The organism is Parvularcula bermudensis HTCC2503, from assembly GCF_000152825.2.
Taxonomy (GTDB): Bacteria; Pseudomonadota; Alphaproteobacteria; order Caulobacterales; family Parvularculaceae; genus Parvularcula; species Parvularcula bermudensis.
Window position 1 is genome coordinate 2,069,816 of the sequence record NC_014414.1, and the last position, 13,151, is coordinate 2,082,966.

Genomic DNA, 13,151 nt, shown 5'->3' on the forward strand with positions numbered 1-13,151 from the left:
GCCCAGCCAATGCTGCAATTCAACCGCTGGCAAATTGGCTCGGTCATCGCCCTCATCGTGCTGGGGGTCTATTTCTCCCTTCCCAATTTTTTTGCAGAGGACGAGCGTCCCGGTTTCCTGCCCGAGACCACGGTAACCCTCGGTCTCGATCTTCAAGGGGGGACCTATCTTCTCCTCGGGGTCGATACCGACGGCGTGCTTGTCGACCGGATTACCTCGATACAGTCAGATGTCGCCGGTCGCCTCCGCAATGCCCCGGGGGGGCGTATTCGGTTTGGCCGCATCAGCGTGGACCGCGAAAATCTCAGCCTGTCGGTTCCGATTACCGATCCGGCGGACGTGGATCGCGCAATGGACAGCTTACGCCGCCTCTCGGGCACGCTCGGCGGTGGGGTCGCGGGGATTGCCGGTGCCGGGCGCGAATTGCGGATCAGCCGGGGGGAGGGGACGGTGATCCTCGTCGCGCTGACCGACGAGGCCCAGTCTTTTTACGCCGACGAAGCCGTTTCCGACTCGATTGAGGTGATCCGGCGGCGGATCGACAGCTTGGGGACGACGGAACCGTCGATTCAGCGCCAGGGCGCTGACCGCTTGGTGGTTCAGGTGCCGGGCAATTCCGACAGCGAGGGTATTCGTCGCGTGCTCGATGCCCAAGGACAGCTCTCTTTCCATATGGTGGACGGGACCGCCGATCCCACGGCCCCGACGCCGCCCCGTCGGTTAACCCTGCCCCTGGCGGAGTTCCCGGGACAAAGCATTGTCATCTTCGAAAACCCCGATGTCACCGGCGATATGGTGACCAGTGCCAGCGCGTCGCCGAATGCCGATGGCCCGGGCTTCCAGGTCAATTTCGGTTTCGATAATCGCGGGGCCCGGCGCTTTGGCAATGTCACCCGAGAGAATATCGGCCGCCAATTCGCCATTGTGCTCGATGATACGGTGATTTCTGCGCCTCGGATCCAGTCGGCGATTACCGGGGGCTCGGGACGGATTACAGGAAGTTTCTCACCTGAAGAAGCGCAAGAGCTGGCGGTGCTGATCCGATCCGGCGCCCTCCCTGCCGAACTCACCACGATCGAGCAGCGAACCGTCGGGGCCGACCTCGGGGCGGATTCGGTTCGGGCGGGGACGATCGCCCTCATCCTGGGCTTCATAGGCGTCGTGATCTTCATCGTGCTCGTCTATTTGCGGATGGGAATCTACGCCGACATTGCATTGTTCGCGAACGTCCTTTTGATGGCCGGGGCGTTGTCCCTTCTGGGGGCGACCCTCACCTTGCCGGGCATTGCCGGGATCGTTCTGACCATCGGCATGGCGGTTGACGCGAATGTGCTGATCTTTGAGCGGATCAAAGAAGAAATCAGCAGTGGTAAGGGGGCTGTGGCCGCCGTTGAGGCGGGGTATCGTAATGCCTGGTCCGCGATCTTTGATGCGAATTTGACGACCCTCATCGCTGCCTTTTTGATGTTCATGCTGGGGGCGGGGCCGGTGCGGGGCTTTGCCGTCACGCTTGGGATCGGGGTGGTGACGTCCGTGTTCACGGCCTTTGTCCTGACACGCCTCTTCATCGGCGCCCATGTGCTCGGCCAGCGTCGCCGCAAAGGAAAGGCGAGCTCGACCAGATTTGGCGGCGGGCTGAAACTGATCCCCGACGATACCCACATCCATTTCGCCAGCATGAGGAACATCGCCGCGATTCTGTCGGCCGTCGCCATTGTCGTCTCGATCGGCGCTGTCATGACCAAGGGTCTCAATTTCGGTGTCGATTTCCGCGGCGGCGTGACGGTGGAGGTGGGGCCAGCGGAAGGGCAGACTTTTGCCAATGAGGATCTGACGCAGGTCAGGGCCGCCGTGGGGACCCTGGATCTTGGGGACGTGCAAGCCAAGACCATTGGCGGCGTCGCCGGGGCCCCCGACGGCATTGCCGTTACAGTGCCCCTGCAGGATGCCGAGACGGGGGGGGAGATCGATCCTGAGGCCGAAGCCAGACAGGTCGAGGTCGCCAACCAGCTTCGTCAAACCTTGACCGAGGTCTTAGGCGCGGAGATCAGTTTCCGCCGAACCGACATTGTCGGCCCGACCGTGTCGGGAGAATTGATCCAGCGAGGGGCGGGGGCGCTGCTGCTCGCGATCGGTCTGATGCTCGTCTATATTTGGTTCAGGTTCGAATGGCAGTTCTCCCTCGGTGCTATTATCGCCCTCGTTCATGACGTGATCCTGACCATCGGTATTTTCTCGATCACGCAGTTCGACTTCACCCTGTCGGTGATCGCGGCCTTGTTGACGATTATCGGCTATTCCATGAACGATACCGTCGTGGTGTTCGACCGGATCCGCGAAAATCTGCGCAAATTCAAATCGAAACCGCTGACGGAGGTGGTCGATCTGTCGATCAATCAAACCCTTTCGCGGACGATCATGACATCGGTCACGACATTGGTCGCCTTAGTCTCGCTCTTTCTTTTCGGCGGCGAGGTGCTGCGCGGGTTCAGCTTTGCGTTGATCTGGGGGATTCTTGTCGGCACCTATTCGTCGGTCTTCATCGCCTCGCCCACCTTGTTGCGGACAGGGGTCAAGCGTGACTGGTCCGCCAACGCGGCGGCGGAGGCCCCGTCCGCGCCGCCCGCCACGACCTAAAGGCGCTTAATGGCGATCGGATCCCGCCCAGCGTCGCCTGCCGGGGGACCGGGGGGGAGCGCGCTCTATGGCGATTATCGCCTTGCGCTCCCCTATTGGCCCGAGGCACGACGCGCCCAAGCGGCGGCATTCATCGATTTGGCCGAAGAGCTGTCGCTGATCCCGGTCAAGGCCAGTGATCCCATGGTGGCGCGCATCAGGCTGCAATGGTGGGTCGAGACGATCGAGGGGATGCACCACGGCACCCAACGGCCTGGCCAGCCGGTGCTCGACGCCCTGACCGCCAGTGCGGCCCCGTTATCGCCGCTGGTCAGCTTGGTGGACGAGGCGGTACGCCTGATGGAGGAAGACAGCCGTGCCGACCGTTGCCCCCTTTCTCTGAGTGCGGCATTGATCGAGGCGTTGATCGCCCTCACGCCGCAAGGACAGGCGGCGATCGGCGAACGCCGACAGGCCATGACGACCCTGGCGCGCCGCTATGATGCCTCAAGGCTCGCCGCTCCTCCCGCGGCGCCGGTCTTATCGGGACCTCACGCCTCATCCCCGCAGGAGGCATCGGCGTCGCTGGAGTCGGTCTCGACACGGGCACTCTGGTCCTGTTTGACTCCCGTGCCTCAGGATCTCGCGCCGGTGCTGGCACCTCTGGCGCTGACCGGACGCTATGGTCCGGGTGGACCGCCCTCGCTTTTTGTCCGGCGCACGCGACTTTTTTGGGTGATCCTGCGTGGCCGATAGGCGCAATCGCTCGTGAACAGGTTGACCTGCCGAGCGGAGGACCCTAATCCGCTCGACCTGGTCGGGCCCTTAGCTCAGTTGGTTAGAGCAACTGACTTTTAATCAGTAGGTCCTGAGTTCGAATCTCAGAGGGCTCACCATTTCCTCCCGCCTTTTTCCCTGTGGGAGGGGGAAGACGATCCTGGCGGGCGCTTGTCCACGGCGCCGGTGTCGGGCACATCAACTGGATGCAAGACCTTACCCCCACAGGTTCGGCGTCGGATCTTGGATTTGATCCCGATCGCCTCGACGCCATCCCCGCTTTTTTCGACGCCTATCTCTCGTCGGGACGGTTACCCAATCTGTCCTTGCTGATCGCACGGCACGGCGAAATTGCCCATTTCTCGGCCCAGGGCCACCAGGCCATGACGGACGGGTCTCCGCCGATCGACCAACGGACGATCTATCGCATCTATTCGATGACGAAGCCGGTGACCTCGGTGGCTGTGATGATGCTGGCGGAGGAGGGGCGGCTCCATCTGGGGGATCCGTTGTTCAAATATCTGCCGGCCTTCAAGAAGATGACGGTTTGGGACGAACAGGGCGATCACCAGCCGGCGAAGCGGCCCATCACGCTGCGCGATCTGATGACCCACCAGGCCGGCTTCACCTATTCCTTCCTGATGCAACATCGATTGGATGCGCTTTATCGAGAGCGGGATCTCGACCCGATTGCGGGACCGCTAGACCTTGAGACCTTTTGCGACCGGCTGGCGGAGTTGCCACTATTATTCTCGCCGGGGGAGAGATGGAATTATTCCGTCGCGACAGATGTTCTCGGCCGGGTCGTGGAGGTCGTCAGTGGACAGAGCCTTCCAAGCTTCTTTTCCGAGCGCATTTTCGGCCCTCTTGGGATGGTGGACACGGGCTTTCACGTGGCCGACTCCGAGCTCTCGCGGTTATCGGCGCTGTATCAACGGGACCCGGTCACAAAGGACATCTCGCTCTATGATGGGGGTGGGGCTGCCTCCGCCACAGCGGCGAAAGCGCCCAGCCTGCCTTCGGGCGGCGGGGGGCTTTATTCAACCATGGCGGATTATTACCGGTTCTGTCGGTTCCTGCTGGGCAAGGGATCCCTCGGCGGCATACGATTGCTCAGCCCCAAGACGATGGATTTCATGAGCCTCAATCATCTTCCCGGCGGGAAGACCATGGGGCAGATGGGCGACAAAACCTTCTCAGAAGCGCGGATGGAAGGGTCGGGCTTTGGCCTCGGATTCGCCGTCGTCACCGATATGGCCGCTCAGCAACAGCCGAGCAGCCTGGGGACGTTTTCCTGGGGGGGGCTCGCCTCGACATATTTTTGGATCGACCCGACCGAGGAGTTGATCGGTTTGATGATGACCCAATTGATCCCATCTTCCGCCTATCCGATCAGACCCCAGCTTCAGGCCCTGACCTATGCCGCGATAACCGGTCCTTGAGGTGACGGAGATCCGGACGATATATCAACCAAGGATCCTTGCCCTATGACCTATGTCGACTTTGCCACCCTCGACCGTTCGAAAAAGCGCGGAAACAGTTATCTCATCGCGCCCGAGGACATGCCCCTCGGCGCAACGAAGGACGCCGTCGCGCCGAAATTTCGGGGGACGGCCGAGGCGTTGTTTCACAACCTTGTCGCGCTGCTCAACTCCGATGACCAATTCGTCGAGGTGAAGGAGGACCCCGTTCATTCGCGGGTCTACGCCGTGGCGCAAACTAAATTGCTGAAATTCAAGGACGATATCGACATTCAGATCATCCCCACCGAAGCGGGGGGCTCGACCCTCGCCATTTACTCCCGCTCGCGCCTCGGGAAATCTGATTTCGGTGTGAACAAAAAGCGAATTGAAGCGCTATTATCAAAGCTCCACAAAGAAGATGTCGTCGCCGAAGGCGAAGGGGGGCTCACAATGAAGGCGCCGGGTCACAGCGCAGTCTAGGACTTCCTTAGAGGGCCGCGCGGCGGGGCGCCGAGGTCGGGCCTTGAACGGGGAACGGTTCTGGGCCTGTCGGCATGGTTCTTGCGTCTCATGCGTCGGGAGAAAACTATGAGCCGGTTTCACTATATTGGCTGCGGGGTTCTGACCCTCTTGGCAGCCTGTGCCACCGATCAGGGGTCGGCCACGCCGGCCGTCACAGAGGTGCGAGCGCCCAAGGCAATGGAGCCAGGCGAAGGGCAGCAGGATTCCCCTGCGGCAGAGGCAAAGGCGCCGACCGATAAGTCTCAGCCCACGGCAGCGGTCACCGGTCTTGCCCCAGACGACGGACACACTGACGATACCCAGACTGACGATACGCAGATTGACGATGCACAGACTGGCGACGAAGAGAGTGTCGTCTCGCCAGAGCGGGCAGCGGCCAACGCGGCCATTGCGGAGGTCAACCAATTGCGGGCGGCAACCGGCGCGCAGCCCCTGGTCTATGATCCTGATCTGACGGCCGTCGCTCGCCGCCATGTCGCCGATATGGCGGACCGGGAAGTTGTCACGACGGAGGATGCCGAGGGACGGGGCCTCGACGGCCGCCTGACCGCAGCGGATGCACCGCGCGCCTATTCGGCGAGCCTCGTCGCCGGGGGCTATACGACCATTACGGCCGCCCTGAAGGCGTGGCAAGACAATCCGGCCCAGATCACACGGCTGCTCGATCCGAAATTCGATCAAATCGGCTTTGCGGTGATCGAAGATCGGCAGTCACGTTATGGATTTTATATCGAAGCCATCGTCGCGTCGTCGGACTGAGCTTACGCGTCCAGCGCCGCCGCTCTGAACGCCGCCCCGCGCGCGACATAGTCTGCATAGGGCGGCTCCGACGCGGCCGACGGGGAAAACAGGATTGTGGCGCCCTTGGGCGCGCTGCTCGTGACCCAGGCAAGGGCGCTCTCAAAGGTCCCCAAGGGCGTGAAGGCGACCCCTGCCGCGCGAAGACGAGGGGCCAGACGGTCTGCGATGCCCCCAAATATCCCTGTCGTGACACAATCATAATCCGCGAGGCTTGTCGCCAAGGGCGCAAAATCCTGTCCCCGATCCTGTCCCCCGACCAACAGGACGACCCGCCCCAGCACAGCGAACCGATCGATCGCATGGACCGTCGCCTCGGGGATCGTGGCAAGGGCATCGTTGACCCATATCCGTCCATCGTGACTGGCGACGATTTCCTGCCGGGCCGGCAACCCGCGATAGCGGCGAACGGTGTCGATGAGAGCGTCGGTGAGGGGACGATCGGGCCATCGGCGTCGCGCCCATGCCGCCGCCGCCCTTAAGGCAAGGCGCAAGGGGTGGCTGGTAAAGGCCGAATTAATCTGTTGAGGGATCAAAAGCGCTTCTCCCCGCACGCTGAGCCCCTCTCCTTCCAGGGCGGCGTAGTGCTCAAAGGCGCCGACCGATAAGGGCAGGGCCGCTTCTTCGATAACAGCCTTTGGGGCCAGTCCTGGAATCGGCGGCCGGAGGCCGAAGGGGCGGAGCTTTGCTGCACGATAGGCGGCCTCGCTTCCGTGCCAGGGGGTGTGATCGCGAAACAGGGAGGTCACCATGTGAGTGTAGGGCCCCGCCGGGACATCGTGCAGCATATAGGAGCTGACCTCCACCACGGGATAATCGAGGGCGATGGCGGTCTCGCTCAGAACCGGGGTCCCAATATTGCCGAAGGCGCCAGCCTTTTCCCCCAAGGCGGTGAGGAGATCCGTCAAAAGGGCGGTGGTCGTACTTTTCCCTTTCGTCCCGGTGATCGTCACCGTGCCCTCGGGGGCTTCGCTTGCAAGCCAATAGCCGGTCGGCGTCGTGATCAATCGGTCCGCCGCCAAGCCGCGCTCCACCAGGGGATGGGTCGGGGGGACGCCCGGCGATCTGAGAATGAGGTCGGCCTTCTCCAGCCATTTGGCGGCCTCGCTCTCCCCGACCCAGTGGGCCTTGGGGGAATGGGCGATCTCGGCGGGTGGCGGGGTGCCCGGCGCGCGCTGGTCGACGACAACAATTTCACGCCCTTGACCAAGAAAGTGCCGCGCCGCCGCCTTCCCCTCGACGCCAAGCCCAATCAGCAGGACCGGACCGCTCACAACGCGCCTCCTTCGGCGGTGGGGCGATAGGTCCGCGGCAGGGTCGGGCTCGCAACGGGCCGAAGACACGCGTCGACCAGGGCGTCGAGCTCGGCGGGGTCTTGAAGACCGGTAAGGCGCGGCGCGAAGTGCTGCACCGCCATCGTCCGCGAGAGATCCTCCCGTCGCGCGGCCAGACCAAGGGCAGCACGACATTCGGCGATGGTCCCCACACATTCCCAAGGTTTATGGTCGCTCAGCCCAAGGAGCTGGGCGTAGAACGGCTGGAGGGCGTCAAGGTCGAGAAACTGGCGTCCAAAGGCGATCCGGTTTTCCGTTTCGGACAGAAAGGGGGCGAGAATGAGCGAGGTGAAGGCGCATTTCGGGCACGCTCCACACCAGCGCTGGGTGGCGTCCCCCGCCATGCGAAAATTGCGATTGCAACTTGTGAAGCGGGGAAACGCCTCGGTCTCGGCGGCAAAAGCGCGCCCGATCCAAAGCTCCGAATAGGGACGGAGGATCGAGAAGACCGCCGGCGCTGCGGCCCCGGCCTCCGCGATGGCTTCTTGCAAGATGAGTTCGAAGGCGGAGGATTTGGAATATTGGTGATTGGCGGTGATCCCGTCCTCAAGCACCATGGTTGGCTCATCCGCCGAGCGTTCATTGGCAAAGATGACTTCACGATTGCCGTCAAGCACGGCCTGGAGGGCAAGACAGAGGGCATTGATCGCGGTGATCGGAATATGCCCGTTAAACCCTAGGGGGGTTCGTGCCGAGAGACGCGGATCGAGCCGCCGCCAGATGAAGATGGGGGCCGTGGGGGCCGTGGCGATTAACACATCGCGTACCGCCGGGGACAGCACCACCGAGGCCAGTCGGCAGGGCACTCCATGCTTGGCCATCAGCCGCCGGGCAACATAGGAATCTTTTCCGCCACCAAAGGCGACCAGGGCGCTCGACCTTGCGCGCTGGTCTTTCGACGGGGCCGCTATCTGGGGAGGGCGGGGCCCTGTGTCCTCAACCAAGGTGAGGTCGTCGGGGAAGGGAAGCCCTGCCCTGACGCGGAACTCCGCCAATCCTTCACCATATAGCGCGGCGGCGAGGCGGGACGCCGCGGGGCCGCCGGGCGGGAGGCTCAATTGAGGACTGGCCGCGAGCTTATAATAGCTCGCCCCAAGGGCGATGGTGAGCAGGGTCAGGAGGGCAGGGGCCTCCGCCGCTGCGGCGGCGACAGGGCGGGTCGCTTCGGGAAACCGTACGCCCTCGGTAAAGTGTCCATGCCGGTCGCAATAAAAATCCGCCAGCACTTGTCGGTCGTCAGTGGGGTCGAGCCGCCACCCAAGGATATCAAATCGGGCGCCGCGCAGCGGGGATGAGGTCATGCCGCCGCTTAGCCCGAACTGTGCCGATGACAAACGGTCGGAGAGGATGGCTGTGCGCTCAGCCATTGGCGGCAAGGTTTAACTGGGGCGGCAGGGTTTAACTGGGATCAGACGCAAAGCGACGATCAGGCGTTCGGTGCCGCTGCCATATTGATAGGCATTGCCGCTAGGATCGCGCAGCTCTTGCCGAAGTTCGACAGCGCCGGGCCTGGATGAGCGGCAAGGGCGGGGACATCCCGTGACAATGACCCGATGCCATCAGTCGCGGTCGCCGTTGAACCAACGGACAGCATCAGCGTAATCGAACGCCAGCGAGAGGCTATTGGTCGCCGCAAGGACCCAAAGATATACGCCATAGGTCGTCGAAAGGTCCGGCGTCATCCACAGGATCAAAACCACCAATGGGGTCCAAAATGGCAAATGCGGTAGGGCCATTGTGCGACTGATCCGCCGCTCATACGCCATGACTGGCAGATTGAGCAGCATGGCAATGTTTGCGAGCAGAGCGACCCAAAGCCCATTTTCCTCCTGCCAAAACAGCAGGCTGGCTGCATTGATCGGGACCAGCCAGAACACCATCCAAAGCTGCACCCAAAGCGGGATGTTGCGAAATGAGGTCCAGACCTCAACGAACAGGTTTTTTTGAGCGGTGTCGTCCATCGGCTTTTCGCTCCGAGTCCGTACGATAGCCATGTGTCAGCCCGAACTTCCAGCTCGTGTCGTGGCTCTGATAGGGTACCTGACAATGGAACGGCCCTTTCATCCATGCAAGGGATTAAGCGCTCCATCTGGGGTCACTTTGGGGCCATTGGCGCTACTCGCCGTGGTCGGGAAAGGCAAAACACGGATCGGAGTGCCGCAAGGTCGACCAAGGAATGAGGCCGCGACTTGATCCTTCAATGATAAAGTCCCCTTGTGCCTAGCACGAAGGGTAGGTCTTCACGCCGAGCAGCGGCGATGTTCATGATGCGCATGCAGCAGGATTTACGCCGTTTGCGCCTGCAGCGAGTAGGTTGGCTTCGCAGAATGGGCTCTCCACGGACTTTCGTGGCGCTGTTCGAATGGCTGCTCCTCGTTTAGCGTGGAATTTCATACCCTCCGGCAAACGACCCCAGGGTGACGCTCATCAGGAGCGCCCCCAGGATGATGTCGTCTTTCATCGGGCGAGGGTGCAGCGTGAGCCCCTCAGGCCCGCTCACGACCAGCAGGTCCTCGCTTCTCCTCTCGTCCTCGGACCCCTTCTGCTTATCGGGATCGAGCGGGGGCGCCGGATCAATGACGAAGATATGCCGACCGGGGGGGACGATGCCGAGCGGCGCCTCCATGCCGATGAGGGCGACAAGGCCATCGGCCTCGCTTGAGACCGGCAGGAATTCGATGGGGTCAAATGTCGCCTCGAGATTGACGAGGCTCTGAAGGCCCGCCAGCGGCCGGGCATTATAGATGGGGACATGCCGTAAGGGGCGACGGAGATACGATGCCATCGGATGGTCGACCGAAACGCTGCCGCCCTCATCGCCGCCGGCGAGCCAGCCGACGGTAACCTCCAGGCGATCGGCAAGCTTGCCGAGCATGAAGGGGCGCGGCTGATGTATGTCCGCCTCCCAATTGGCGACGGTGGGCTGGCTGACCCCTAATTCCCGACCGAGATTTTCCTGGTTCAGCCGACATCTCTTTCGCGCCGCCTTGATCCGTTGGCCGATCGTGTCGATCGGCTCGTCGTCGAGGGGGGCGGCGAAGGGGAAGGAAGAGGCCATGAGGATCCGCGCGTTATAAGGTGATATTATATCATCTCAGGTGCAGTGAAGAGGAAGGGCTGGAAAGGGCGCATTCTGCGGCAATTTTCTTTCGGGTTTTTTAATATTTCAAAAGTCTATCCTATAGACAACTTCTAGGCGCAATGCTTAGCTCGACCCGCCACACGGAGGGTCTCATGTCTGATTTCTGTTCCAATGATGGTGCGTCCCGGCTTCAAGCGCTGATCCAGGATTACTGGCGGAAGAAGGGATATGACGTGCATGTCGAGCTCGTGCATCAGGGCTTCGTGTCGACGATGCGCTCCTCACGGTTCGATATTCGGAGCGACATGGTCAACGGTATGCCAAACCGGATCGACGGCGACAAACCCGCCGCCCCGTAGGCCCGCCGCCCCGTAGGCCCGCCGCCCCGTAAGTCGATTGCCCTAGGCCTCGCCCCTTACGAACGGGAAGGCGGCGAGAACGGCGGGCAGCGTGTCGAAATGATCGAAGGCGTCCTCCCTCGGCGTCTCAAGGGGAGGATCGGCTTCTCCGTATCCGAACAGGGCGAAGGCGAGATAGTGGTCGGCGCGACGGGCGGCCTCGCGGTCCGTCTCCGTATCACCGACCATGATGGCTCTTCGACATCCCATTTCAGCCTGGAGTGACAGCAGCGGCAGCGCGGAGGGCTTTGGTTCGGCATAGGTTTCGCGCGCGGCAATCCGGACAAAAAAGTCGGTGAGTCCGAAGGCCTCGATCACGCGTCCGGCAAAAGCCTCCGGCTTATTGGTGCAAACGGCCAATCGGGCGCCCTCGGCCTGCAACCGGGTCAGGCATGATGTGACACCCTCAAAGGGCTTTGATTGATCGGCGTAATGGCCATCGTAATAGGCGAGAAATCGCTGCTGGCGTTCAGCAATCTCAGCCTCATCCTCAAGAGGTCGGCCCCGCTCAGTGAAGCCGCGCTTTAACAGCGCCCGGGCGCCTTGCCCCACAAGGGAGCGGACCGATTGGGGATCGACCGGCGCCAACCCATCGGCCTTCAGGGTATGATTGAGGGCGGCCGCGAGATCGGGGGCGCTGTCCACGAGGGTGCCATCTAAATCGAATATGATCAGCGTATCGTCGAACTGTGCGGCCACCGGAAGCTCCTCTTCCGTTCCGTATCGGCCCGCTCTTTACGAATGACAACAAATCGTGTGTTTCCTCGACCGGCGGATCGGCAACAATGGTCCCATCGAGGAGGTCGGTATGGGCGCGCTTGCCTGCATTATTTTGGCCGCGGGCCACGGAACGCGGATGAAATCCGCCCGACCGAAGGTGCTGCATACTATCGGCCACCGGCCCATGCTTCACCATGTCATGGCCCTGGGGCAGGCCTTGGGGGCGGATCGCCAGACCGTTGTCGTCGGCAGTGGCGCCGAGGCCGTGGCCGATGCGGCACGGGCATTCGATAGTGAGGCCGCCATCGCCGTTCAGGATCCGCCGCAAGGCACCGGGCATGCCGTACAGATGGCCTTGCCGAGTCTTGAAGGCTTTGAGGGGACGGTGCTCGTGCTTTATGCGGATACCCCCCTTTTGACCCCTCAAACCCTGTCGAGGCTGATTGCCGAGATCGAGGGGGGGGCGGCGGTCAGTGTACTGGGGTTCGAGCCCGCCGATCCGGGCGCTTATGGCCGGTTGATCCGGCGACCCAATGGGGATCTCGACCGGATTGTCGAGTATAAGGACGCCACTGAGACGGAGCGGGCGAGCCGCCTCTGCAATGCCGGTCTGATGGCCGTGAACGCTGTAAGCCTCAGGCACCATCTCCCCTCGCTGTCGAACGATAATGCGCAGAAGGAGTATTATCTGACGGACCTTCCCCAGATGGCCGTGGCTGCGGGAGGGCGGGCCGCCATCGTGCTTGCCGCATCCGAGGAAACCCAAGGGGTGAATAACCGGGCGGAGCTTGCCGCCGCCGAGGCCACGTTTCAGCGGCGCCTTCGGCTGGAGATGATGCTGGCGGGCGTGACCCTTGAAGACCCGGACAGTACCTATTTCGCCTTCGACACGCAGATTGCCGAAGACGTCACGGTGGCGCCGCATGTTGTCTTCGGTCCCGGGGTGCGCATCGCCGCGAATGTACGGATCGAAGCGTTCAGCCATATCGAAGGGGCGGTGATCGAGGAGGGGGCGGTGGTCGGTCCCTTTGCGCGGTTGCGTCCGGGCACCTCGGTCGGCGCCGCAGCGCGGGTCGGCAATTTCGTCGAGACCAAGAACACAAGCCTCGGGCGCGGGGCCAAAGCAAGCCACCTGACCTATCTCGGCGATGCGGAGATTGGGGCGGGAAGCAATATCGGTGCGGGGACGATTACCTGTAATTACGATGGCTACGAAAAGCATCGTACTCTGATCGGCGAGAATTGCTTTGTGGGATCGAATTCTTCTTTGGTCGCGCCGGTGACGATTGGGGCGGGGGCCTATATCGGTTCCGGCTCCGTCATTACAAAGACGGTCGAGCCGGACAGTCTTGCCGTGGCGAGGGGGCGCCAGCTGAGCAAGGCAGGGTGGGCGGCCTCCTACAAAGGGCGCATGGAAACGAAAAAGCGAGAAAGCTGAGGC

12 protein-coding genes and 1 tRNA gene are annotated in these 13,151 nt (G+C 62.2%); 8 read left to right on the plus strand and 5 right to left on the minus strand.

Annotated elements, in window-relative coordinates; all coding sequences use genetic code 11:
- The first annotated feature begins 9 nt into the window (after positions 1-9).
- The 6 genes from secD (at position 10) to PB2503_RS09815 (ending at position 6,137) form a co-directional block, all read left to right on the plus strand.
- Complete coding sequence (gene secD, locus PB2503_RS09790) at positions 10-2,637, plus strand: protein translocase subunit SecD (RefSeq protein ID WP_013301098.1); 2,628 nt, start codon at positions 10-12, stop codon at positions 2,635-2,637.
- Between the two features lie 9 nt (positions 2,638-2,646).
- A complete protein-coding gene (locus PB2503_RS09795) occupies positions 2,647-3,372 on the plus strand; it encodes a squalene/phytoene synthase family protein (RefSeq protein ID WP_013301099.1) in 726 nt (241 codons plus the stop codon).
- 63 nt (positions 3,373-3,435) lie between these two features.
- Positions 3,436-3,512 (plus strand) — tRNA-Lys (locus PB2503_RS09800).
- Between the two features lie 87 nt (positions 3,513-3,599).
- Positions 3,600-4,835 (plus strand): serine hydrolase domain-containing protein, encoded by a 1,236-nt coding sequence (locus PB2503_RS09805; RefSeq protein WP_013301100.1) that lies wholly within the window; start codon positions 3,600-3,602, stop codon positions 4,833-4,835.
- Positions 4,836-4,880: 45 nt separating this feature from the next.
- On the plus strand, positions 4,881-5,336 hold the full coding sequence (locus PB2503_RS09810) for a DUF1499 domain-containing protein (protein WP_013301101.1): 456 nt from the start codon (positions 4,881-4,883) through the stop codon (positions 5,334-5,336).
- Positions 5,337-5,444: 108 nt separating this feature from the next.
- Positions 5,445-6,137, plus strand: a complete 693-nt coding sequence (locus tag PB2503_RS09815) for a CAP domain-containing protein (RefSeq protein WP_013301102.1) — start codon at positions 5,445-5,447, stop codon at positions 6,135-6,137.
- A gap of 2 nt (positions 6,138-6,139) precedes the next feature.
- Here the strand turns inward: PB2503_RS09815 and murD are convergent, their stop codons facing one another.
- The 4 genes from murD to PB2503_RS14055 form a co-directional block, all read right to left on the minus strand.
- A complete protein-coding gene (gene murD / locus PB2503_RS09820; RefSeq protein WP_013301103.1) occupies positions 6,140-7,450 on the minus strand; it encodes a UDP-N-acetylmuramoyl-L-alanine--D-glutamate ligase in 1,311 nt (436 codons plus the stop codon).
- Complete coding sequence (locus PB2503_RS14715; protein WP_013301104.1) at positions 7,447-8,811, minus strand: MurL-like N-terminal domain-containing; 1,365 nt, start codon at positions 8,809-8,811, stop codon at positions 7,447-7,449. The genes murD and PB2503_RS14715 overlap by 4 nt, the downstream gene beginning before the upstream one ends.
- A 258-nt stretch (positions 8,812-9,069) precedes the next feature.
- Entirely contained in the window at positions 9,070-9,504 is a 435-nt protein-coding gene (locus PB2503_RS09830) for a hypothetical protein (protein WP_148235254.1), read from the minus strand.
- A gap of 383 nt (positions 9,505-9,887) precedes the next feature.
- A complete protein-coding gene (locus PB2503_RS14055) occupies positions 9,888-10,568 on the minus strand; it encodes a helix-turn-helix transcriptional regulator (protein WP_013301106.1) in 681 nt (226 codons plus the stop codon).
- A 176-nt stretch (positions 10,569-10,744) separates the two neighbouring features.
- On the opposite strand from PB2503_RS14055, the gene PB2503_RS09840 reads away from it, so the two are divergent.
- A complete protein-coding gene (locus PB2503_RS09840; RefSeq protein WP_041534975.1) occupies positions 10,745-10,951 on the plus strand; it encodes a hypothetical protein in 207 nt (68 codons plus the stop codon).
- A gap of 42 nt (positions 10,952-10,993) precedes the next feature.
- Here the strand turns inward: PB2503_RS09840 and PB2503_RS09845 are convergent, their stop codons facing one another.
- Positions 10,994-11,689 carry an HAD-IA family hydrolase gene (locus PB2503_RS09845; RefSeq protein WP_013301108.1) on the minus strand — a complete coding sequence of 232 codons (696 nt, stop codon included), beginning with the start codon at positions 11,687-11,689 and terminating at the stop codon, positions 10,994-10,996.
- Between the two features lie 55 nt (positions 11,690-11,744).
- Here PB2503_RS09845 and glmU point away from each other — a divergent pair, with 55 nt between their 5' ends.
- The gene (gene glmU / locus PB2503_RS09850; protein WP_013301109.1) at positions 11,745-13,148 is read left to right on the plus strand and encodes a bifunctional UDP-N-acetylglucosamine diphosphorylase/glucosamine-1-phosphate N-acetyltransferase GlmU; all 1,404 of its coding nucleotides are present in this window, start codon (positions 11,745-11,747) and stop codon (positions 13,146-13,148) included.
- Positions 13,149-13,151 lie beyond the last annotated feature (3 nt).

Coding starts and splice junctions, on each gene's coding strand:
- secD (WP_013301098.1), top strand. CDS start 10: ATGCTGCAATTCAACCGCTGGCAAATTGGCTCGGTCATCGCCCTCATC.
- PB2503_RS09795 (WP_013301099.1), top strand. CDS start 2,647: ATGGCGATCGGATCCCGCCCAGCGTCGCCTGCCGGGGGACCGGGGGGG.
- PB2503_RS09805 (WP_013301100.1), top strand. CDS start 3,600: ATGCAAGACCTTACCCCCACAGGTTCGGCGTCGGATCTTGGATTTGAT.
- PB2503_RS09810 (WP_013301101.1), top strand. CDS start 4,881: ATGACCTATGTCGACTTTGCCACCCTCGACCGTTCGAAAAAGCGCGGA.
- PB2503_RS09815 (WP_013301102.1), top strand. CDS start 5,445: ATGAGCCGGTTTCACTATATTGGCTGCGGGGTTCTGACCCTCTTGGCA.
- PB2503_RS14715 (WP_013301104.1), bottom strand. CDS start 8,811: ATGACCTCATCCCCGCTGCGCGGCGCCCGATTTGATATCCTTGGGTGG.
- PB2503_RS09830 (WP_148235254.1), bottom strand. CDS start 9,504: ATGGCTATCGTACGGACTCGGAGCGAAAAGCCGATGGACGACACCGCT.
- PB2503_RS14055 (WP_013301106.1), bottom strand. CDS start 10,568: ATGGCCTCTTCCTTCCCCTTCGCCGCCCCCCTCGACGACGAGCCGATC.
- PB2503_RS09840 (WP_041534975.1), top strand. CDS start 10,745: ATGTCTGATTTCTGTTCCAATGATGGTGCGTCCCGGCTTCAAGCGCTG.